The organism is uncultured Algibacter sp. (assembly GCF_963976535.1).
Taxonomy (GTDB): Bacteria; Bacteroidota; Bacteroidia; order Flavobacteriales; family Flavobacteriaceae; genus Algibacter_B.
Window position 1 is genome coordinate 1 of sequence record NZ_CAXBLF010000021.1, and the last position, 19,217, is coordinate 19,217.

The following is a 19,217-nucleotide window of genomic DNA, read 5'->3' on the forward strand; positions in this document are numbered from 1 at the left end:
TAAGATAATAGAACTTAAATTTATTATCAATCATTTTAAAATTTATTTGGGATCATATAATATTGCTGAGAATATAAGGTTTATCACTGTAAATTAGTAATTTTGACATGTTAAATGCTCCAGTGTTTTATTGATGAACTACTTAAAATACATACTTATAGTTTTTCCTTTGATTTTATGTGCTCAGGTGAAAGTCATTGAACAAGATTCTATACCTAATAAATATCTTATTATTAAAGGCGATTCAGTCCCTAGAACTTATATAGATTTAGATGAGGTGATGCTTTTGCATAAGCTTAAATTTGATAGCAAAAAGGATAGAATTCGTTATTTAATTTTAAGACGAAAAACCATTAAAGTGTATCCGTATGCAAAAATGGCAGCTGAACGATTAGATTCTATGAATGCCCGGTTAGCAACACTTACAAAAAAACGTGATAAAAAGCGCTACACGAAGCAAATTCAAAAATATATAGAAGGTGAATTTTCTGAGGAACTAAAAAAAATGACCCGTACCGAAGGGCAGATTTTAGTTAAATTAATACATAGACAAACTGGAAAAACAGCCTTTAATTTAATAAAAGAATTACGAAGTGGTTGGCGTGCCTTTTGGTACAATACAACTGCTAGCATGTTCGATATTTCTTTAAAACGTGAGTTTGATCCACTAAACGAAAAAGAAGATTATTTAATTGAAGATGTCTTGCAACGTAATTTCCAAAGTGGGCGATTAGAACGACAAGATTCTGCTATAGAATTTGATTTCTACGATTTAACCAACAAATGGATTCATCAAAAAACACCTGAATAAATGAGCATCCAATCACCTTTTGAAGAAAAACTTAATACTATAACACACGCTATTGGGGCTTTATTTGGTATAGCGGCATTGGTTCTGCTAATTGTTTATAACTCCAATAAAACAGATTGGAGTTTGTTTAGTGTTATTGTTTATGGCATCTCTATAATCATTTTATTTAGTGCCTCAACAGTATTTCACGCTGCCAAAAAAGAGAAGCGAAAGCATTATTTTAGAATAGTAGATCACATTAGTATTTACTTTTTAATTGCAGGAACATATACGCCTGTGTGTTTAATTTCTTTAGAACAAACTTTAGGGTGGACGCTCTTTTTTGTGGTATGGGGAATTGCAGCTTTTGGTGTCATTTTAAAATTGTTTTTTACTGGAAAGTTCGAAATATTTTCAACGCTACTTTATTTAGTAATGGGTTGGCTGGTTGTTTTTGACTTTTCTAATTTATCCGAAACCATTGGAGATAATGGTATTTTATTGCTATTTGCAGGAGGTTTATCTTATACCGTTGGTATTGTTTTTTATGCCATTCATAAAATACCATTTAATCATGTTATTTGGCACCTGTTTGTGTTAGCAGGCGCTATTTTTCACTTCTTTATGATTTTTGGTTATGTTATTTAATATGATAGAAATTACTAAAGCAAATACCACTCCTGATTATAAGCAAATAGAAACCTTAGCAGATTCTATTTGGAGAGCACATTATATTCCTATTACAGGCATTGGTCAAGTTGAACATATGCTTAAAAAATATCAATCTGCCGAAGCTATTTCAAAACAAGTGGAAAAAGAGGGTTTTGAATATTTTGTATTAACATTTGATGGAATCAATGTTGGCTATATTTCGATTAGAAAAGAAAAAGAGTGGTTGTTTTTAAGTAAAATTTATGTGCTAAGTGATTATAGAGGAAATAAGATTGGTAAAACAGCCATGCAATTTATTGAAGAAAAAGCGAAGTCATATCATTTAAAAACCATCATGCTTACGGTGAACAAAAACAATACGAATTCTATTAAGGCTTATGAAAAACTTGGTTTTATTAATGTTGGTTCTGTGGTTAAAGATATCGGTAACGGATTTGTTATGGATGATTACCAGATGGTGAAAAGATTATAAGTTCTCAGTCTCAGTTCTCAGTATTCGGTTGTTTTCGTTAAAGAATAGAAACCTTTACTATTTTATACTTTGTACATGTCCTTTCTACAAGAAAAAATGTAACGCAAAGTTTCTCAGAGTTTTCGCAGAGATACACGGAGTAATTTAAGAACATTTTATAATTGTGCTTTTAATCGAAATTCTAAATGTCATTATTTAATAGGAAACGCTCTGCGTAACTCAGGGGTTCTCTGTGTGACTCTGCGTAATAGCTCAATGATGTTAATAATACTATTCTACCCTTCAATAATGGCCTTATACTCCTCAAAGAAAGCTTCGAATAAGCTCATGTTTTCATTGAAGAACTCCATAACATCGCGCCATGAGTTCTTGTTATGAATAGATACTTTTTGTTCTAAAGACACATAGATTCTAGAAATTTCTTTTTCATTATTTAAAAAATATGCCTCTTCATAAATCGCTTCAGGTAAATAATCATCTAGAAGAATCGATTTTAAGGCGATTAACTGTTCCCAATAATTAATACGGTTTTCTAAATCATCTTCTAAGTCTAAAGCAATTAGAGCAGTTCTATTATCAAAATGAAATTTAAAACTAAGACCTTTCAGTTTGGTATCGTACAAAATCCATTTCCGTGGAAACGATTTTCCAAAACTTGTCCAAAATTCTTGTCTTAATATGCGCGATTCTTCTTTGCTAAACATTGAAAGTATTATCTTTTTCTATTCCCTTGCAGAAGGGAATCTTTTAAATATATTTTAGTTTCGATTCATGAGATTTCCGCCTTCGCGGAAATAAAAAAAATCACTATATCAAATAAGCCACCCCAACCCCAAGTATAATGGAAATAAACTTAGATAAGTTGAATTTATGCCCTTCGCCACTTTCAAATAGAATAGTGGTAGAAATATGGAAAAATATCCCAATAACTATCGCATTAATAATATGCGCGTAATCCGCCATCATAATGGATGTATGCGAAATCCAAGTCCCTAACGGTGTCATTAAAGCAAACACCAATAAAAAGCTTGCAACCTGTATTTTAGTATATTCAGACTGTAATAAAAACAGGGTAATTAAGGTCGCAATGGGTATTTTATGCACCAAAACGCCATAAACCATATCGTTATGGTCATGAATAGAAAACCCTTCTAAAAAACTATGAATACATAAACTAATAAACAACAACCACGGGAAAGCTGTATCGTGTTTATGAATATGCACATGCCCATGTTCCGCACCTTTAGAGAATAACTCCAAAATAATTTGCAGCAAAATACCGGACATAATAAACAGTCCGGTAAGTTTAGTGTCTAAGTGGCTATAAACCTCTGGAAGTAATTCAAAAAGCGTTAAAGCTAATAAAAAAGCACCACTAAAAGAGAGTAGAAGCTTGGTGTTCCAAGACTTTTGTTTTTTAGTAATCAAGGCTAAAATAAAACCTAAAACAACCGCCAGTATAGGAAAAAGAAATTTATTCATTTTAAAAAAATACTATTCAATATCATAAAACCAATTAATAATTACCCACAACAGAAATAATAATTAAATGTCGATTATCGATCCGCAACAGTGATAATACTTAAAAGCCAATTATTGGCTATTTAAAAATTAGAACTAAACGTTCAGATGTTTTGGTATTAAATTTATTCAATTTATAATCGCCAAAAACATCTAATAAATATACCCCAGCCTGTTCAAAAAGCGATTCAAAATCAGCTAAATTAAACCCACGCACGCGCTCCTGAAAATGGTATAACTTATCATCAGCCGTAAAAGTAATATCTTTTATAATATATCCATCTTTCACGTAACGTTTTAAATGGAAATCAATATCATCAACCGTTTTAACCTCTTCAGGTACCAAGTTATCAATCACAAATTCACTATTCATAAAATCAATAACCCCAAAACCAAATTCGTTTAATTCCGCTTTTATAGCTTCAATGGTCTTTAAATTATCTCCATCATCCTCAAAATATCCAAAACTAGTAAACAAATTAAACACCGCATCAAACTGTTTATGGTAAGGCTTACACATATCGTGTACCTCAAAATGCAAACGGTGGTTTTCAAACTGTTTTGCAAAAGCAATGCTATTATCACTCAAATCCACACCCGTAACATCATACCCAATTTTATTCAAGTATCTCGCATGTCGTCCCTTTCCGCAAGCCAAGTCCAGTATCGTTCCATGCTCTGGAATATTCAAATAACCCGAAAGCGTATCCATAAACGCATGAGCCTCCGTATCATCCCTGTCCTTATATAAAATGTGGTAAAATGGCGTATCAAACCAAGAGGTAAACCAAGTTTTTGTGTTGTTAGTCATATATTTTGGTTGGGGTTACCCCCGAGAATCCCGATAGCTATCGGGACGGGGGGTCAGGCTTTCCGCTACAAGTCCTCGCACCAAAAAAGGTGCTGTGGGCTTTCCACTGCAATCCTTAACCCGAATTATCAATAAACTTTACGTTTGCCGCAAAATTACGTTATTTTTGCAACCTATTAGATTTAAAATAGTCTATAAGACGTAAAAAATGGAAGAAAATTTCAACATGGTGGCCAAAACCCTATTTGGCTTTGAAGATTTATTAGCAAATGAGCTCACACAACTTGGTGCGCAACATGTAAAAACGGGCATTCGCAATGTGTCTTTTTCGGGCGATAAAGGCTTTATGTATAAAAGTAATTTAGCATTGCGTACAGCCGTTAAAATCTTAAAACCCATCCATTCTTTTAACGTCAATAGCGAGCAAGATTTATACGATAAAGTCTATGCTATGGATTGGTCTCAATATCTAAAACCCACAGGGACTTTAGCTATCGATGCAACCATTCATTCAGATTTGTTTTCGCACTCGCTTTACATCGCACAAAAAACAAAAGATGCTATTGTTGATAAATTTAGAGAAACCGACGGGCAACGACCAAACGTAGACCTAAAATTCCCAGACCTAAAAATAAACGTCCATATTGATAGACGAAAATGTACCATATCTTTAGATTCATCCGGCGATTCTTTGCATAAACGCGGTTATAAAACAGCCACCAACATTGCACCTATAAACGAAGTTTTGGCAGCAGGATTAATTATGTTATCAGGTTGGGATGGGCAAACCGATTTTATGGATCCTATGTGTGGTTCGGGCACCATGCTTGTTGAAGCCGCAATGATAGCCTGTAATATCCCACCAAACTTAATGCGTAAAGAATTTGCTTTCGAGCGTTGGAACGATTGGGATGTGGAGTTGTTTGAAAAAATTGAAGCATCCTTACTCGGTAAAACGCGAGATTTTCATCATAAAATTACAGGTTATGATAAAGCACCAAGTGCCGTATCCAAAGCTATAGAAAACGTAAAAAATGCTCAATTAGAAGATTTTATAGAGGTAAAACATGAAGATTTCTTTAAAACCCAAAAAGGGGGCGACGATAAACTACACATGGTATTTAACCCACCTTATGGCGAGCGTTTAAATATCGACATGGAAGAGTTCTACGCCAACATTGGCGATACCCTTAAACAAAACTATCCAGGTACCGATGCTTGGTTTATTACCTCAAACCTTGATGCCTTAAAGCATGTTGGATTACGACCTTCAAGAAAAATACATTTATTTAACGCTAAACTAGAAGCGCGTTTGGTTAAATATGTGATGTATGCAGGGAGTAAGAAGGGGAAGTATATGAATAAGGACTAAATGCCTGCGGATGCGGGAATCTCATGAATATATGTTAGCATTTTGATATGCCAATACGGCTTAATTAACACACCTTGTCATTCCAAACTACAATCGGAATCCAACCTTATATTATGGGATGCTGAATCAATCCCGAAAGCTTTCGGGACCGCATGACATTGAAGTTTTTATTTGTGTTTTTCGCATCAATTTAGACTTTATACCAATTTAGCCTTCAAACATCGCAATAATTTATTCTTTTGACTTAATACTTTACACCTCCCTTAATCCCTCCTTAATAGGAGGGAAACTGTTACGTATGAGTTTCCCCTCCTTGGAGGGGATTAAGGGGTGGGTAGTTTAAAAGCTTATCAATTGTTATGTTCTATCAACATAACATTAAAAATGAAAAAAATAATACAACTTTTTTTCGCGACATTTAAAAATTAAATTGCTAATACCCCAATCAGAACCGTTTTGTCATTCCGACGTTAGGAGGAATCTCATCATCATTATTTTAGCTTCACTATGCGATTTATCCTAGCATCGAAATGACAAAGTATACTCCTAAAACAAAGGCAACCGCTCATACTGAGCAATTAAAAACAACTTGCCACAAGCACGAGCATCAGACAAGGCATCGTGATGTTTTAAAGCAATATGATGCACTTTACAACAGGCATCTAACTTTGCAGGTTTGTAGCCTTTTTTACGATAAATTTTAAGCGTACATTCCCAACGCGCTTCCATGATTACATCTGTAAGCGGAATGTTATAATCTTTCATCGTTTTTAGTAAAACGGTTCTGTCGAAAGACTCGTTGTGTGCTACGGTAACCATACCAGAAATACGTTTTTTAATCTCAGGATACACCCCTATAAAGTCGGGTGCAAATCTAGTATCGACTTCAGTAATACCATGCACTTGTTGGTTGTGCCAATTATAATCGTTGTTTGGTGGTTGTATTAACGCATGAAACTCGTCTATAATAACACCATTTTTAAATGTTACAATGCCAACAGAACAAATGTGGTGTCCTTTTGCGGTCTCGAAATCTATGGCTGCAAACGTGTTTGACATGGTTTGGGTTTTGGGAGTGAAGTTATGGATTTATGTTTGTAGTTTAGTTCTATAATTTTACAAAGAATTCTTCTTCTAGTTTTTGAATTACTTTATTAAACTGTTTCGCTACCGCTAAGCTCCGCTTAGTGGCTGCAAGATTTTGTCATCCTAAAAACTACTTATTTTACATTAACCCTAAAATAGGTTTAGGGTATTGGATTTGTTATTTCTGTTACGCCACTAAGCAGAGCTTAGCGGTAGCGGGGCTCTAACTCTTGCTTTTCCACCCAATAAAAAAGATTTTGATTCAGCTATCTCATCTGTTGGATTGTCATTAAGGTCTTTCCCGTTTGAATTTGTCAAAATAATACCCGCATAAGGTCTAAGTTCAATCCAAGAAGCAACTTTTAATACGAGTTCTCCTTGAGCAAAAACACCATCGTCACCTATATCATCAGCACTATTATATGGAAAACTAAATCCAAATCCAATTTGAGCGTTTATTGATTTTTCCTTTATAAATTGCGCTTCAGTTAAATTCGATGTTAGAACTATGACTAATAATATTAAAGTTTTTTTTATGTTATGTTTTAATATTAAATTATCCTTCATCACAAATTTAAATCACTTGTTTTTATATATATGGTTTTTAATAACTCATTAGTTGCTTCCCAAACCTGCTGTCCTTTTTCATTTTTATAGGGTTTAAATGTTGCTTCATATTTCTCCATAAAATAGTAATCGTCACCATTCCAAAACACCTTCATTTCCCCAAATTCAGAATGGTTTATTTCTAAATATTCCTTTTTATCTGATAATGTTATAGTTATTTCAGCAGGATTTTCATTTCCCATTTTTGTGTATTTACCTAAAATATCTTTTAGGACATTTTCTTTTGGAATTGTAGACAATATATCAGGATAGTACGTTGGTTGGGTTCCTAATAACATATCAATTTTTTTGTAAAATTCAATACTCAAAATACGGTAATCATTTGCAGAACGAGATATACGATTTAAATAAAAAGCATGTCCTATAATTTTGTTTTTTAAATAAGGGTCATTTAAAATTGTTTTAGCTTCATCGTCATCATAAACCCTATCTGTATACCACAGGTAGCTGTTAGGGTTCGTTTCAAAATCATCATATCTTTCATTATTCGCATAATCTTTAATAGCCTCGTTGTAGTCGTCTAATTCGTTTTGATATTCCCTAAATAATTGATTAAAGTAAGGAAGCAATATGTTATATTTTTCAGGTAAGTTTTCAAGGTTCTGTTTAAATCGTTCATAACCTGTTTTTTTATTGCTAAAAGAGACCATCCGATATGAAAAAAAAACAGTTAAGGGATTCTTCTTAAAATATTCTACCGTAAGTTTATTATTCAGAATATTTTGCACATATGAAACTGATTGAAGTTTTTTGCCAAATATGCGCTTTGCTTCCTTAATATCTGTGAGCAGTTCTTTTTGAACTTGTTTAAGAATGGTCTGAGTTTTCTTTTCATTTTGTGCATCGTTGTATTTACTATTGATAGCTAATGCTATCAAAATACCTATAACAACAAGTACAATTTCTCCAATAGCATATTTAAGGTATTTCGTAGTTTTCCCTTTATTAAGAAGTTCTTGACGAATTTTTCGAAAGTATTTTATCATATATTAAGAGGTTGGTCTTAATCCAGTATTTTGATTTATAAGCGAAGCTATTTTAACTATTTTAAATGTTCTTTAAAAAAAGCAATGGTGCGTTCCCAAGCTAAAGTAGCTGCTGCTTCATCATATCTTGGTGTCGTGTTGTTATGAAAGCCGTGATTTACCTCAGGATATATATGAGAAGTGTATTCAATATGTTGTGCTTTCAAAACAGCTTCATAAGCAGGTAAACCTGCATTAACACGAGAGTCTAATCCTGCATTTTGTAATAATAAAGGCGCTTTTATTTTTGCAGCATCTTCATCTGAAGGTTGCCGACCATAAAAAGGTACTGCTGCCCCTAAATCTGGAATTTTTACCGCCATCATATTGGAAATCCAACCTCCAAAACAAAATCCAACAACTCCAATTTTCCCATTACAATTTTCATGATTATTTAGATAATCAAAGGCAGCAATAAAATCTTCGAGCATTTCTTTTTTATCACGTTGTTTTTGTAACGCTCTACCCTCGTCATCATTCCCAGGATAACCACCTAAAGGTGATAAAGCATCTGGCGCTAAGGTTATAAATCCTTCAAGAGCAGCGCGTCTACCTACATCTTCAATATATGGATTTAAGCCTCGATTTTCATGTACTACAACAATACCAGGTAATTTACCTGTAGTATTATCAGGTTTAGATAACAACCCTTTTATTGTACCGCCCCCTTTTGGAGACTCATAAGTTATGTACTTAGAATTTAAACGTTCATCATCTGGTTGTACCAAAAGATTATCTATGTAGTTAGGAGTAATAAAACTCAATAATGAAGAAACCGTAATACCACCAATAGCATAAAGGCCTAATTTTTCAACAAATTTACGTCTACCAATTTTATTATGAGCGTAATCATCATATAAATCAAACACCTCTTGTTTTACATCTTCCTTTTTAAGTTTTTTCATGATATTTGGTTTTAATGTGTTGTTCTAAAGATAGTTAATAAATGATAATTATGCATATAAAGATATTCATTCTTTTTTTGCAAAAACATGAACATTCAATGGATCAAAAAGCTAAATACTTTTAAGACCAAAAACAAAAAAAACAAGAAAGGATTTGTGTTATATTACCTAAGTCAAGACTTATTTAACCTTCTTATAAAGCGGCACCCTATAAGCCAAAAAATAACTATAACCAGCACCAATACCACTACTATCGTAAGTTTTACCAAACCCAGGTATATACACGTTATCAAAATTGTTAGGAATCGTTTGGCTTGCAGATATCTTTAACTGCACATTTAAGCCTAAATATAGATTATTGAGGATTTCGGCTTTCATTCCTAATATAATTTCTCCCCAGAACGCAGTAAGTCCGGTAAGTTCTTGTTTAGTAGTTGAGGTAAGTTGTGGCGCCCAATATTGGTCTATGCTATATACTTGAAAACTATTTAAATCATGGCTAAAAGTACTTGCTCCAACTCGGAAACCAGCATAAATCATATTATCCATATTCAACCAGTTTTCATACATATTAAAATCAACACCACCTTTTATATAACTTCCTTTCGTGGTGATGTTTAAATAATCATTAATGGTGTTTTTTTCTTCAAAACCAATTTCACCAGCAATATACATTTTCTCTTTTAAGCGATAATCTGCCATAATTTCAAAACCTGTATAGTCATTATCTACAGATGTTCTAATAAGCTTTCCAATATCGCCACCTATACGAAGCCCGTACTTGAGTTTAATTTTAGTAGAATCATTGACTGTACTAACAATACTATCATTTTGTGCATGAACAAACACACAGAAAAATAGCATACAAGCTATGCTACTAATGCGATACATTAAAGTGTGTTGTTGTCTCATCTTCTACAGATTGATTATCGGTTAAAGGTTCTCTTGATAGCATCCATCTACCATCATTATTTACATCTTCAATGGTGAGTGTTACATTTTTAAAAATAGTTTTAAAACCACAAGCACGAGATACAAAAACTTGCTCGCGGCTGTAATTAATTATAATTCTATCATAGTTTCCATCAGTAGTATCATCAGTAGTATCATCAGGAGTGCCATTATCATTTGTAGTAGCTTCTTTTATAAGAATGTATTCCGTGGTATTATCTGTAGTTTTTAATGGCAAAACAAGGTTGTCTGTATCTGTAAAAACATATTCGGGTACAGGATCTTCTAAAAGCATATCGTTCTCAACTCCAACAACTATCAAATCAAACACGTTTTTTGCAACATCTGGGTTTGAAGCATCCAGTAAATCAATAATTAATCTTGGGGTTGTGGCTGTTGCATTCGGACAAATATCGTCGCGTTCGCAGCTTATTGATAGCGCAGCTATCAATAAAATTGGAATTATTAAAACTTTAAAATACTTCATTTTTTAATTTTGTTAGAATCCTTATTTTCACAAGAACAACAATCTATTTTATATAAATGCCAATTATTGGCTTATCGGCGTTCCAAAAGTACAACATTTTCCACATGAAATGTTTGTGGAAACATATCTACAGCTTGGGTTTTTATGACTTTATAAGTCGTATCCATTAAAGCTAAATCTCTGGCTTGGGTAGCACTATTACAACTTACATAAACCACGCGTTTTGGAGCAATGTTTAATATTTGTTGTACAACATCTTTATGCATACCATCTCTTGGCGGATCGGTAATGATAACATCAGGTTGTCCATGTGTTTTAATAAAGTCATCATTAAAAACATGTTTCATATCACCAACAAAGAATTCAACGTTATTAATGTTATTTAATTGTGCGTTTTCTTTAGCTGCTGTAATAGCATCAGGGACAGACTCTACACCAATTACCTTACTGGCTTGTTTTGCAACAAATTGCGCTATGGTTCCAGTTCCTGTATATAAATCATAAACCAATTCGCTGCCTGTTAAGCCCGCAAAATCTCGTGTTATTTTATAAAGTTCAAAAGCTTGTTCTGAGTTGGTTTGATAGAACGATTTAGCGTTTATTTTAAATTTTAAACCTTCCATTTCTTCAAAAATATGGTCGGCACCTTTATAACAAATCACGTCTTGATCGTAAATGGTATCGTTTGCTTTTCCGTTAATAACGTATTGTAAAGCCGTTATCTGCGGAAAGGTTTCAGCTATAAAATCGAGTATTAATTCACGTTTAGACTTATCTTCTTTAAAAAACTGAATCATCACCATGATATCGCCTGTGCTAGATGTACGAATCATCATAGTTCTTAACAATCCGGTCTGGTTTCTAGTATTAAAAAATTCTAAATCGTTTTCAATAGCAAACTGCTTCACTGCATTTCTAATAGCATTTGAAGGATCCGCTTGTAAATGACATGTGTTTAGGTCTAAAATTTTATCCCACATGCCTGGGATATGAAATCCTAAAGCATTTCTATCTCCTAAATCTTCATCAGATTGAATTTCCTTAAGGGTTAACCAACGGCTATCACTAAAAGAAAACTCCATTTTATTTCTGTAGAAATATTGATTTTCAGCTGCTAAAATAGGCGTGACCTCAGGAAGTTCAATATGGCCAATACGTGTTAGGTTATTAGTAACTTCTTTTTGCTTGTAAAATAATTGATGCTCATAGCCCATATCTTGCCACTTGCAACCACCACAGGTTCCAAAATGTTCGCAAGCAGGTTCGGTTCTTTTGTCTGAAAGCTTATGAAACACTGTAGCTTTTCCTTCATAAAAGGCTTTACGCTTTTTAAAGGTTTGCACATCAACCACATCACCAGGTACAGCATTAGGTAGAAAAATTACTTTTCCATCTGGTGCTTTAGCTATGGTCTTGCCTTTAGCACCAGCATCAATAACTTCTACATTCTCAAAAACTTGTTTTCTTGCTTTTTTTCTAGACATGCTGCAAAAATAATAATCATGTTAAATAAACATGACTTTATTTCCATTAACTTTAGTGGAAATTCATTCTATACCAATCTAACTCTAAAATATCGCATATAATTTGTTTCTTTTTCGCCCATATTTCCTTAGAAATTAAAACCGTAGCTTAGGCTATGTTTTGATTTTATGAGTCATCTTGACAAAAAATAATTCAAATTTAAGAACACGACATTTTAGAGTTAGATTGGTATTCAATTAAAATAAAATGAACCTTTTTAGTTTTTTGTCGTCTTTAATGTAGAATGCATGTTGTAAACATAGCACCATTATGAATACGGAAGGGTTATCAACTTTAAAATGGCTAATTATAATTAGATGGCTTCATGATGCTTTAATAGAAAACGCTTTTGATACGATTGAAAACAATTTTCAAGAAGTTGATAAATTTACTAAATGGAATACTTGGGTGCGTATTTGGAGATATATTCTGAAATAATAATTATTTAGTAGTGTCCGATTAAAGAATCAAGACCGCTTCGCTGTTAGAACCAAGAACAAAGACTTGATTGTAACTAATTGATAAACAGTAATTTTTAAATTCATAACTTTCTAAAAAATAAAATTTTTCAGTAATCGCAAAAAGCAAGCCTCTCTTTTTTATAAGCCCTGAAAACTTAGGGTTCGCAAAGGTTTTCTTTAAACGAACTATTTTTAGTCGGACAACAATGATAATTGTTATATAATAGGTGGAAGAAAATATATCAGATGGCGATTTAGTTTTAGAATTCCAATCAGGGAATAAAAAAGCACTAAACCAATTGGTAAAACAATGGCACAAAACGTTTTGTGAAAAAGCCTATTGGTTGGTTAAAGATGCCGATGTCGCTAAAGATATTGCTCAAGATTCTTGGAGTGTCATCATTAAAAAAATAGATACATTAAAAAAAGCCGAAAACTTTGGTAGTTGGGCATTGCGTATTGTGTACAATAATTCAATGGACTGGATTAATAAAAATAAAAGAGCACAAAAGCATATTGAGCAAATAAAATATGAACAAGAAACAGTTGATGTTGAGCATGATTGGGATGCTAATACTGAAATAAAACTAAGGCTATTGCAAGTTTTTAAAAGATTGCCCCAACATCAACAAGTCGTCATAAAACTATTTTATACAGAAGGATATTCACTTAAAGAAATCAGTAACACTTTGAATATATCTGTTGGTACAACTAAATCGAGGCTGTTTCACGGAAGAGAAAAATTAAAACAACTTTTAAAACAATATAACTATGAAAAATAATATAGAAGATATCGACAAATTAATAAAAGAAACACTCACAGAAGAAGAGTCTAAATTCTATGATGAGTTAGAGGAACAAAACGTACTTCAAATGGTATATGGTTTATTTAAGGGAAAAAATAAATGGATTATGGTTATGATGAATGTGATGACCTTAATTTTTTTCGGATTATTTATTTATTGTTTAGTGCAGTTTTTTAGTGTTGAAGCAACCAAAGATTTATTAAAATGGGGTTTAGGAGGTATTGTCTTTTTGCTTGGCGTTAGTATGTTAAAAATATTTGCTTGGATGCAAATGGATAAAAATGCTTTATTACGGGAAATCAAGCGTTTAGAGATACAGATTTCGTCTTTATCTGGAAGAATGTCTTAATAACATTTTTTCAAGAAATTAATATTTACTAGTTTTGCACCTCCTAGGGATGATTTCTCTCCCACGCTGAATTTTCGATACTTTTCGGAAGGATAAAGGTACAGAAGGAATGGTTATTTTTTAAATATCCATTTGTTTGGGTATAAACTTTTAAATTTTTTTAAAATGGCTGTTTTAGACCAATTAACTTCGCAACAAGCGATCGATTTAGAAAACAAGTATGGTGCACACAACTACCATCCGTTACCTGTAGTATTAAACAGGGGAGAAGGTGTGTATGTATGGGACGTAGAAGGTAAAAAATATTATGATTTTTTATCTGCTTATTCTGCGGTAAACCAAGGGCATTCTCATCCAAAAATAGTTAATGCCATGGTGCAACAAGCGCAAACATTAGCGTTAACTTCCAGAGCATTTCATAACGATATGCTAGGTAAATATGAGAAATTTGCTTGCGAATTTTTCGGATTTGATAAACTTTTACCAATGAATACAGGTGCAGAAGCTGTAGAAACGGCTTTGAAAATCTGCAGAAAATGGGCTTACGAAGTAAAAGGTATTGATGAAAACAAAGCAGAAATTGTTGTTTGTGAAAATAATTTCCACGGAAGAACAACAACCATTATTTCATTTTCAAACGACCCTGTAGCTCGTAAAAACTTCGGACCATATACTAATGGATTCATCAAAATTGAATATAATAATTTAAATGCTTTGGAAGACGTATTAAAAAGCAATCCAAATGTCGCTGGTTTTCTTGTAGAACCTATTCAAGGTGAAGCAGGGGTTTATGTGCCAAATGATGACTATTTGGTGAAAGCAAAAGCATTGTGCGAACAATATAATGTATTGTTTATAGCTGATGAAGTACAAACTGGTATTGCTAGAACAGGACGCTTATTAGCAACTTGTGGAAACTGTTCTTGCGAAAATAAAAATTGTTCTGATACTCCAGATGTAAAACCCGATGTTTTAATTCTTGGAAAAGCCATAAGTGGCGGTGTTTATCCTGTTTCTGCAGTTTTAGCAGATGATAGCGTTATGAATGTTATAAAACCTGGTAACCACGGAAGTACGTTTGGTGGAAACCCAGTTGCTGCTGCAGTAGCTATGGCTGCTCTTGAAGTTGTTAGAGATGAAAAGCTAGCTGAAAACGCTTTTGTTCTAGGTAATTTATTTCGAAGTGAATTAAATAAATTTATAGAAACTAGTAATATTGTAAATTTAGTTAGAGGTAAAGGCTTGCTTAACGCCATTGTTATAAATGATTCTGAAGAAAGTAATACTGCTTGGAATATTTGCATAGCCTTACGTGATAATGGCTTGCTTGCTAAACCAACCCATGGTAATATTATTCGTTTTGCACCACCGTTAGTGATGACTGAAGATCAATTATTGGACTGTGTAAATATTATAGTTAAGACGCTTAAACAATTTGAGAATTAAATAAATAATATGGAACAAAAATCGGCTTTTGAAAGCTTTGAACTAGAAGTGAGTGAAGAGATTAAAGGGTATTTAAAAGAAATATCAAAATGGTCTTATTTTTTATCTATTCTTGGGTATGTAGGAATTGGTTTAATGTTAATTTTTGGAGTATTTTTTGGAGCTATTATGAGTAATACAACCCAAGTGGGTGACGCTAACCCTTACGCAGCAATGGGCTTCTCAATGGGTTATTTTGGCCTAATTTATGTAGTATTGGCATTGGTGTATTTTTTTCCAGTTTACTATTTATTCAATTTTTCTAGAAAGATGAAAAGGGCTTTAAATACATCAAATAATGAGGATTTTAAATCGGCATTTTCAAACCTAAAGGCACATTATAAATTTATGGGAATTTTTGCCTTGGTTATAATATCTATCTATTTGTTAATTTTCATTGGAGCTATGGCTAGCGCTGCATTTTTTAGTTAATTATGATTTTATTTAAAATGAAGAATTAAAAACGGCGACCAATTGGTCGCCGTTTTTAATATAGAATAATTGTTTTTCAATTATTGGTTTTGGTATTGCTCCATTATCTCCTGAGATTTTCTCATCATTTCATCCCATCCAATGGTAGATAATTGATAAATAGTATAAACAAGATATAAAATGTTTATTACCAATATCACTAAAGCAACAGTTTTAGCTGTGTCCATAGCTTTTATACTAGAATGTTCGTAGTCTTCTGGGTTTAATTTTGCTTGCTTTAGTTTACTATATGCAATAAAAAAGGCTATCCCAGCTAATATGAATCCAAAACCGCCAAAGCAGCAGCATAAAAGACCTAAAATAGCTAAAACGTAAACAAGAGTTGGGTTGAGTTTTTGTTGTTCCATGTGTTAATTTTAATTGATTAGTTTAATAATATAACTTATAATAATTGTAGCGACTGTTAGTATTGCAAGTGCTCCAATAATTTTATTTGAATGTTTGAATTTAAAAAAAATATTGATGCCAATATATATAAAAAGAATTATTAAACTGTAAATGGCAGGGTACATTTGGAATGCTGCAACAAATTCACCTTGAAAAATTAATGTTATGGCACGCTGTAAACCACAACCCAAGCATTCAATTCCAAAGAATTTTTTGTTTAAACAAGGTAACATATAATCTTCCATATTTGAATAAGCCAATTTGTAATAAGCTAAAATAATAAAAGCTACGACGTAAGTATAGAGAAGAATTATTAATTTTTGTTACTAACCACAATTTTTTTGCTAAAAATATTACGGTCTTGCAATTCAATTTTAACAATATATATACCTGTACTTAATGATTTTGTAGAAAAGGTATATTTTCTTTTTGAAGAAGATATACGTTCACTCATCACTAATTTTCCAGAAATATCATATAAATTGAACGATTCTATTTCAAGATTCTTGGTATTCAACAACTTAAGTTGGGCTGTTCTATTGTTTTGGAAAATTTTTAAATTCTTAAAAGTTTCATCAGTATTGCTTAAAACAGTATTATTAAAAGTAATTTCAAAGCGATTGGTATATAGCCCGCTTTCAAGATTAACTTCAAAATCTTGGTTTTTCAGATTGATAAACGTATCCTTTTCAATATCATGTATGTAAATGGGTTTACTGTTTTCAAAGTTTTGTATATCTGCTATTCTTATTCTAATAGGTGAATCAGCCGCAAGCTTAATAACCACTGGAATCTTAAGCTCCTCATTAAAGGCTAATGCTTCAGCAAGATAAGCGTCATTATCTATAGTCCAATAGGCATCAGAAGTTAAAATATCACCTGTGTTTATTTTTGATTCTAGTCCATAATCAAATCCATTTGTTGCAGTGTGATGAAAAGTTTGTACCAGCTGCCTCGTGTAATTATTGTTAAAATCAATGTTCAGCCTAAAACGTTTATATTCAACTGGTGTTTTTGAAAAAATAGTTTTGTTTTTCTTGCTTTCCCCTTTTGTATCAGAAGGTCTAAAAAACTCGCTATTGGCTGCGGTTTCTTTGGTGTAAAAACGGTGAGCATTTTTTGCTCTAACCACACCATTTGCGGTACCTTCAACCATAAAACCTTGCCCTATTGGAATATAGCGTCTAGCGGTTTTGCTCCCAGCACCCGTATTACTTATATTAATTGACCCATCTCCGTTGTACGTGTTAAAAACAGCAGAAATAAATGTTTCAACGGTTCCTGCAGCATTTATAGTATAAGTTGCATAACCTCCATTGTATTCATTTATATAGTGTGAATTTGTGCTAGGATCTTGTTCCCAATAATACAATGTACCATTAATAACCGCTGCATTTTGAGTATCGTGTATATAAGCCACAGCATCCAATGCCGAAGGATATGGGTTGCCAACCAATGTAAATTGATTATTTAAAACGCTAACAGCTATGGTGCCGTTGTTGGGTTTTCCTCGAAAATCATAACGTTGTGCATCTCCAGAACCTATGGTGCCTTTCATTGTAAAACCTTCTCCAGGGTTAATTGAAGTATTGCTTTGGATATGAACCCAATCAGCGTAGTTATCAGAAGCTATAAATTTCCAAACCCAATACGGTTCTATATTTAAAGGGCTAGAGGTTCCATTATAAGTTGAGGTAGTTACAAAAGTTGCTGGAGTAGAAGTAATTAAACCCGTAACATCATTCAAAAAAGAAATTCCAAAAGGGTTATTTATGGAGTTACTTGTTTTACTTCCAATAGGTGAGCACCAATAATTATATTCATATTCACCAACATTAGCTTCTTGGTAAACACTTAATTCGCCAAGACCAGAGTTTCCTGTAGTTCCTGTGCCTTGAATGATTTGAGCTTCGTTACGCAGATATAGGCTACTAGGAGCTTCGTTTAGATTGATATCATCTTCTACGAATACAATTTCATCATTTACAAACACGTAGGCACTATTACGAACCGAAAGTTGAGAAAAACTTAGGTTACACAGAAACAATACTAAAACGATTAATTTGTTATGCATGCAATTTTGGGGCTTAAGGCGCAAATATATTAAATTTTTAATAAATAATGTATTTCAACGGTGTTAAATGTGCTTTGTCGGTATTTCAACGATTATATTAATAAATATTTAGGATTATAAAATCTAATTTTTAGCGTAATTTGCTTGCTTAACTATTGTTACTTTTTAAAATGAAATATTTAAATTATATTTTAATTATTGTTGGCGCTTTTGTAGCGATGTACGCTAAAGTTGGTGCAGACCAAAACCAATATATATTAATAGGCGGTATAGTTTTGCTAATGATAGGTATTTATAGAGTATCTAAAACGATAGCAAGTAAAACTAATGATGATATGGATAACCCAGAAAAAGAATAGCTATGAGTTATAAATTGGGGGATTATGTATTGGTTTTAGATGAGGATTTATCAGGAGTTATAAAACAGATAACTGGCAATACGATTTCTATTGAAACTGAAGATGGTTTTTTAATTGATTTTAAAAGCGACGAGTTGGTTAAGCAACAAAAAAAGCAGGATTTAAAGTCTGAACTATTTTTACATTCTGATATAAGTGATGTTGTTTCAGAAAAGGAAACTCCTAAAAGAAAGCAGCAAACTAAAAAGAAAGCCAAAGATAGATATGAGCCTACCATGGAAGTAGATTTGCATATCAATCAATTGGTGAATTCCGCAAAAGGGATGTCAAATCATGATATGCTGACCCTTCAATTAGATACTGCTAAGCGAAAATTAGATTTTGCTATTAACAAACGGATTCAAAAAATAGTATTTATACACGGTGTAGGAGAGGGCGTTTTAAAAATGGAGCTAGAATATTTATTTGGGCGTTATGATAATGTAAAGTATTACGATGCCAATTACCAAAAATATGGTTTAGGAGCTACCGAAGTTTATATTTATCAAAATGTTTCTTAAA

24 protein-coding genes are annotated in these 19,217 nt (G+C 32.7%); 11 read left to right on the plus strand and 13 right to left on the minus strand.

Features of this window, described 5'->3' with window-relative positions:
- Nucleotides 1-133 precede the first annotated feature (133 nt).
- From AAC024_RS07730 to AAC024_RS07740, 3 genes are read left to right on the plus strand one after another with little or no spacing between them, the layout of a single operon-like run.
- A complete protein-coding gene (locus AAC024_RS07730; RefSeq protein ID WP_339894711.1) occupies nucleotides 134-811 on the plus strand; it encodes a DUF4294 domain-containing protein in 678 nt (225 codons plus the stop codon).
- Nucleotides 812-1,438: a hemolysin III family protein gene (locus tag AAC024_RS07735; protein ID WP_339894712.1), complete on the plus strand. Its 627-nt coding sequence runs from the start codon at nucleotides 812-814 to the stop codon at nucleotides 1,436-1,438.
- A gap of 1 nt (nucleotide 1,439) precedes the next feature.
- Complete coding sequence (locus tag AAC024_RS07740; protein WP_339894713.1) at nucleotides 1,440-1,934, plus strand: GNAT family N-acetyltransferase; 495 nt, start codon at nucleotides 1,440-1,442, stop codon at nucleotides 1,932-1,934.
- A 275-nt stretch (nucleotides 1,935-2,209) separates the two neighbouring features.
- Here the strand turns inward: AAC024_RS07740 and AAC024_RS07745 are convergent, their stop codons facing one another.
- The 3 genes from AAC024_RS07745 to AAC024_RS07755 all read right to left on the minus strand — a co-directional run bounded on the left by AAC024_RS07745 (nucleotide 2,210) and on the right by AAC024_RS07755 (nucleotide 4,266).
- Nucleotides 2,210-2,638: a DUF4268 domain-containing protein gene (locus AAC024_RS07745; RefSeq protein ID WP_339894714.1), complete on the minus strand. Its 429-nt coding sequence runs from the start codon at nucleotides 2,636-2,638 to the stop codon at nucleotides 2,210-2,212.
- Between the two features lie 103 nt (nucleotides 2,639-2,741).
- The gene (locus tag AAC024_RS07750) at nucleotides 2,742-3,416 is read right to left on the minus strand and encodes a ZIP family metal transporter (protein WP_339894715.1); all 675 of its coding nucleotides are present in this window, start codon (nucleotides 3,414-3,416) and stop codon (nucleotides 2,742-2,744) included.
- 118 nt (nucleotides 3,417-3,534) lie between these two features.
- Nucleotides 3,535-4,266, minus strand: coding sequence for a class I SAM-dependent methyltransferase (locus AAC024_RS07755; RefSeq protein WP_339894716.1), 732 nt, complete (start codon nucleotides 4,264-4,266; stop codon nucleotides 3,535-3,537).
- Nucleotides 4,267-4,474: 208 nt separating this feature from the next.
- Here AAC024_RS07755 and AAC024_RS07760 point away from each other — a divergent pair, with 208 nt between their 5' ends.
- A complete protein-coding gene (locus tag AAC024_RS07760; RefSeq protein ID WP_339894717.1) occupies nucleotides 4,475-5,638 on the plus strand; it encodes a THUMP domain-containing protein in 1,164 nt (387 codons plus the stop codon).
- Nucleotides 5,639-6,184: 546 nt separating this feature from the next.
- On the opposite strand, the gene AAC024_RS07765 is transcribed toward AAC024_RS07760, so the two are convergent.
- The 7 genes from AAC024_RS07765 to rlmD all read right to left on the minus strand — a co-directional run bounded on the left by AAC024_RS07765 (nucleotide 6,185) and on the right by rlmD (nucleotide 12,203).
- Nucleotides 6,185-6,697 (minus strand): exonuclease domain-containing protein, encoded by a 513-nt coding sequence (locus tag AAC024_RS07765; RefSeq protein WP_339894718.1) that lies wholly within the window; start codon nucleotides 6,695-6,697, stop codon nucleotides 6,185-6,187.
- A 222-nt stretch (nucleotides 6,698-6,919) separates the two neighbouring features.
- Complete coding sequence (locus AAC024_RS07770) at nucleotides 6,920-7,291, minus strand: hypothetical protein (RefSeq protein ID WP_339894719.1); 372 nt, start codon at nucleotides 7,289-7,291, stop codon at nucleotides 6,920-6,922.
- Nucleotides 7,291-8,337 carry a DUF6090 family protein gene (locus AAC024_RS07775; RefSeq protein WP_339894720.1) on the minus strand — a complete coding sequence of 349 codons (1,047 nt, stop codon included), beginning with the start codon at nucleotides 8,335-8,337 and terminating at the stop codon, nucleotides 7,291-7,293. The genes AAC024_RS07770 and AAC024_RS07775 overlap by 1 nt, the downstream gene beginning before the upstream one ends.
- A gap of 56 nt (nucleotides 8,338-8,393) precedes the next feature.
- Nucleotides 8,394-9,281 (minus strand): dienelactone hydrolase family protein, encoded by an 888-nt coding sequence (locus AAC024_RS07780; protein ID WP_339894721.1) that lies wholly within the window; start codon nucleotides 9,279-9,281, stop codon nucleotides 8,394-8,396.
- Nucleotides 9,282-9,461: 180 nt separating this feature from the next.
- Nucleotides 9,462-10,193 carry a DUF6048 family protein gene (locus tag AAC024_RS07785; RefSeq protein ID WP_339894722.1) on the minus strand — a complete coding sequence of 244 codons (732 nt, stop codon included), beginning with the start codon at nucleotides 10,191-10,193 and terminating at the stop codon, nucleotides 9,462-9,464.
- Nucleotides 10,159-10,719, minus strand: a complete 561-nt coding sequence (locus AAC024_RS07790) for a DUF6452 family protein (protein WP_339894723.1) — start codon at nucleotides 10,717-10,719, stop codon at nucleotides 10,159-10,161. Before AAC024_RS07790 ends, AAC024_RS07785 begins: the two co-directional genes overlap by 35 nt.
- A 71-nt stretch (nucleotides 10,720-10,790) precedes the next feature.
- Entirely contained in the window at nucleotides 10,791-12,203 is a 1,413-nt protein-coding gene (gene rlmD / locus AAC024_RS07795) for a 23S rRNA (uracil(1939)-C(5))-methyltransferase RlmD (protein ID WP_339894724.1), read from the minus strand.
- 310 nt (nucleotides 12,204-12,513) lie between these two features.
- Between rlmD and AAC024_RS07800 the strand changes: the two genes are divergently transcribed.
- The 5 genes from AAC024_RS07800 (at nucleotide 12,514) to AAC024_RS07820 (ending at nucleotide 15,776) form a co-directional block, all read left to right on the plus strand.
- A complete protein-coding gene (locus AAC024_RS07800) occupies nucleotides 12,514-12,681 on the plus strand; it encodes a hypothetical protein (RefSeq protein ID WP_339894725.1) in 168 nt (55 codons plus the stop codon).
- 250 nt (nucleotides 12,682-12,931) lie between these two features.
- On the plus strand, nucleotides 12,932-13,486 hold the full coding sequence (locus tag AAC024_RS07805) for an RNA polymerase sigma factor (RefSeq protein WP_339894726.1): 555 nt from the start codon (nucleotides 12,932-12,934) through the stop codon (nucleotides 13,484-13,486).
- Nucleotides 13,476-13,859: a DUF6768 family protein gene (locus tag AAC024_RS07810; RefSeq protein ID WP_339894727.1), complete on the plus strand. Its 384-nt coding sequence runs from the start codon at nucleotides 13,476-13,478 to the stop codon at nucleotides 13,857-13,859. The genes AAC024_RS07805 and AAC024_RS07810 overlap by 11 nt, the downstream gene beginning before the upstream one ends.
- A 165-nt stretch (nucleotides 13,860-14,024) precedes the next feature.
- Nucleotides 14,025-15,305, plus strand: a complete 1,281-nt coding sequence (gene rocD, locus AAC024_RS07815; protein WP_339894728.1) for an ornithine--oxo-acid transaminase — start codon at nucleotides 14,025-14,027, stop codon at nucleotides 15,303-15,305.
- 9 nt (nucleotides 15,306-15,314) lie between these two features.
- Nucleotides 15,315-15,776, plus strand: coding sequence for a DUF5362 family protein (locus AAC024_RS07820; protein WP_339894729.1), 462 nt, complete (start codon nucleotides 15,315-15,317; stop codon nucleotides 15,774-15,776).
- 80 nt (nucleotides 15,777-15,856) lie between these two features.
- Here the strand turns inward: AAC024_RS07820 and AAC024_RS07825 are convergent, their stop codons facing one another.
- The 3 genes from AAC024_RS07825 to AAC024_RS07835 form a co-directional block, all read right to left on the minus strand.
- Nucleotides 15,857-16,183, minus strand: a complete 327-nt coding sequence (locus AAC024_RS07825) for a CCC motif membrane protein (protein WP_339894730.1) — start codon at nucleotides 16,181-16,183, stop codon at nucleotides 15,857-15,859.
- 9 nt (nucleotides 16,184-16,192) lie between these two features.
- Nucleotides 16,193-16,468, minus strand: coding sequence for a DUF2752 domain-containing protein (locus tag AAC024_RS07830; RefSeq protein ID WP_339894731.1), 276 nt, complete (start codon nucleotides 16,466-16,468; stop codon nucleotides 16,193-16,195).
- Nucleotides 16,469-16,536: 68 nt separating this feature from the next.
- Nucleotides 16,537-18,297 (minus strand): T9SS type A sorting domain-containing protein, encoded by a 1,761-nt coding sequence (locus AAC024_RS07835; protein ID WP_339894732.1) that lies wholly within the window; start codon nucleotides 18,295-18,297, stop codon nucleotides 16,537-16,539.
- Between the two features lie 170 nt (nucleotides 18,298-18,467).
- On the opposite strand from AAC024_RS07835, the gene AAC024_RS07840 reads away from it, so the two are divergent.
- Nucleotides 18,468-18,656, plus strand: a complete 189-nt coding sequence (locus tag AAC024_RS07840) for a hypothetical protein (protein WP_339894733.1) — start codon at nucleotides 18,468-18,470, stop codon at nucleotides 18,654-18,656.
- Nucleotides 18,657-18,658: 2 nt separating this feature from the next.
- Complete coding sequence (locus tag AAC024_RS07845) at nucleotides 18,659-19,216, plus strand: Smr/MutS family protein (RefSeq protein ID WP_339894734.1); 558 nt, start codon at nucleotides 18,659-18,661, stop codon at nucleotides 19,214-19,216.
- Nucleotide 19,217: the final 1 nt, after the last annotated feature.

Bases quoted from the DNA above. Each gene is read 5' to 3' on its own strand.
- AAC024_RS07730 (WP_339894711.1), top strand. From the start codon at position 134: ATGAACTACTTAAAATACATACTTATAGTTTTTCCTTTGATTTTATGT.
- AAC024_RS07735 (WP_339894712.1), top strand. From the start codon at position 812: ATGAGCATCCAATCACCTTTTGAAGAAAAACTTAATACTATAACACAC.
- AAC024_RS07740 (WP_339894713.1), top strand. From the start codon at position 1,440: ATGATAGAAATTACTAAAGCAAATACCACTCCTGATTATAAGCAAATA.
- AAC024_RS07745 (WP_339894714.1), bottom strand. From the start codon at position 2,638: ATGTTTAGCAAAGAAGAATCGCGCATATTAAGACAAGAATTTTGGACA.
- AAC024_RS07750 (WP_339894715.1), bottom strand. From the start codon at position 3,416: ATGAATAAATTTCTTTTTCCTATACTGGCGGTTGTTTTAGGTTTTATT.
- AAC024_RS07755 (WP_339894716.1), bottom strand. From the start codon at position 4,266: ATGACTAACAACACAAAAACTTGGTTTACCTCTTGGTTTGATACGCCA.
- AAC024_RS07760 (WP_339894717.1), top strand. From the start codon at position 4,475: ATGGAAGAAAATTTCAACATGGTGGCCAAAACCCTATTTGGCTTTGAA.
- AAC024_RS07765 (WP_339894718.1), bottom strand. From the start codon at position 6,697: ATGTCAAACACGTTTGCAGCCATAGATTTCGAGACCGCAAAAGGACAC.
- AAC024_RS07770 (WP_339894719.1), bottom strand. From the start codon at position 7,291: ATGAAGGATAATTTAATATTAAAACATAACATAAAAAAAACTTTAATA.
- AAC024_RS07775 (WP_339894720.1), bottom strand. From the start codon at position 8,337: ATGATAAAATACTTTCGAAAAATTCGTCAAGAACTTCTTAATAAAGGG.
- AAC024_RS07780 (WP_339894721.1), bottom strand. From the start codon at position 9,281: ATGAAAAAACTTAAAAAGGAAGATGTAAAACAAGAGGTGTTTGATTTA.
- AAC024_RS07785 (WP_339894722.1), bottom strand. From the start codon at position 10,193: ATGAGACAACAACACACTTTAATGTATCGCATTAGTAGCATAGCTTGT.
- AAC024_RS07790 (WP_339894723.1), bottom strand. From the start codon at position 10,719: ATGAAGTATTTTAAAGTTTTAATAATTCCAATTTTATTGATAGCTGCG.
- rlmD (WP_339894724.1), bottom strand. From the start codon at position 12,203: ATGTCTAGAAAAAAAGCAAGAAAACAAGTTTTTGAGAATGTAGAAGTT.
- AAC024_RS07800 (WP_339894725.1), top strand. From the start codon at position 12,514: ATGAATACGGAAGGGTTATCAACTTTAAAATGGCTAATTATAATTAGA.
- AAC024_RS07810 (WP_339894727.1), top strand. From the start codon at position 13,476: ATGAAAAATAATATAGAAGATATCGACAAATTAATAAAAGAAACACTC.
- rocD (WP_339894728.1), top strand. From the start codon at position 14,025: ATGGCTGTTTTAGACCAATTAACTTCGCAACAAGCGATCGATTTAGAA.
- AAC024_RS07820 (WP_339894729.1), top strand. From the start codon at position 15,315: ATGGAACAAAAATCGGCTTTTGAAAGCTTTGAACTAGAAGTGAGTGAA.
- AAC024_RS07825 (WP_339894730.1), bottom strand. From the start codon at position 16,183: ATGGAACAACAAAAACTCAACCCAACTCTTGTTTACGTTTTAGCTATT.
- AAC024_RS07830 (WP_339894731.1), bottom strand. From the start codon at position 16,468: ATGGAAGATTATATGTTACCTTGTTTAAACAAAAAATTCTTTGGAATT.
- AAC024_RS07835 (WP_339894732.1), bottom strand. From the start codon at position 18,297: ATGCATAACAAATTAATCGTTTTAGTATTGTTTCTGTGTAACCTAAGT.
- AAC024_RS07840 (WP_339894733.1), top strand. From the start codon at position 18,468: ATGAAATATTTAAATTATATTTTAATTATTGTTGGCGCTTTTGTAGCG.
- AAC024_RS07845 (WP_339894734.1), top strand. From the start codon at position 18,659: ATGAGTTATAAATTGGGGGATTATGTATTGGTTTTAGATGAGGATTTA.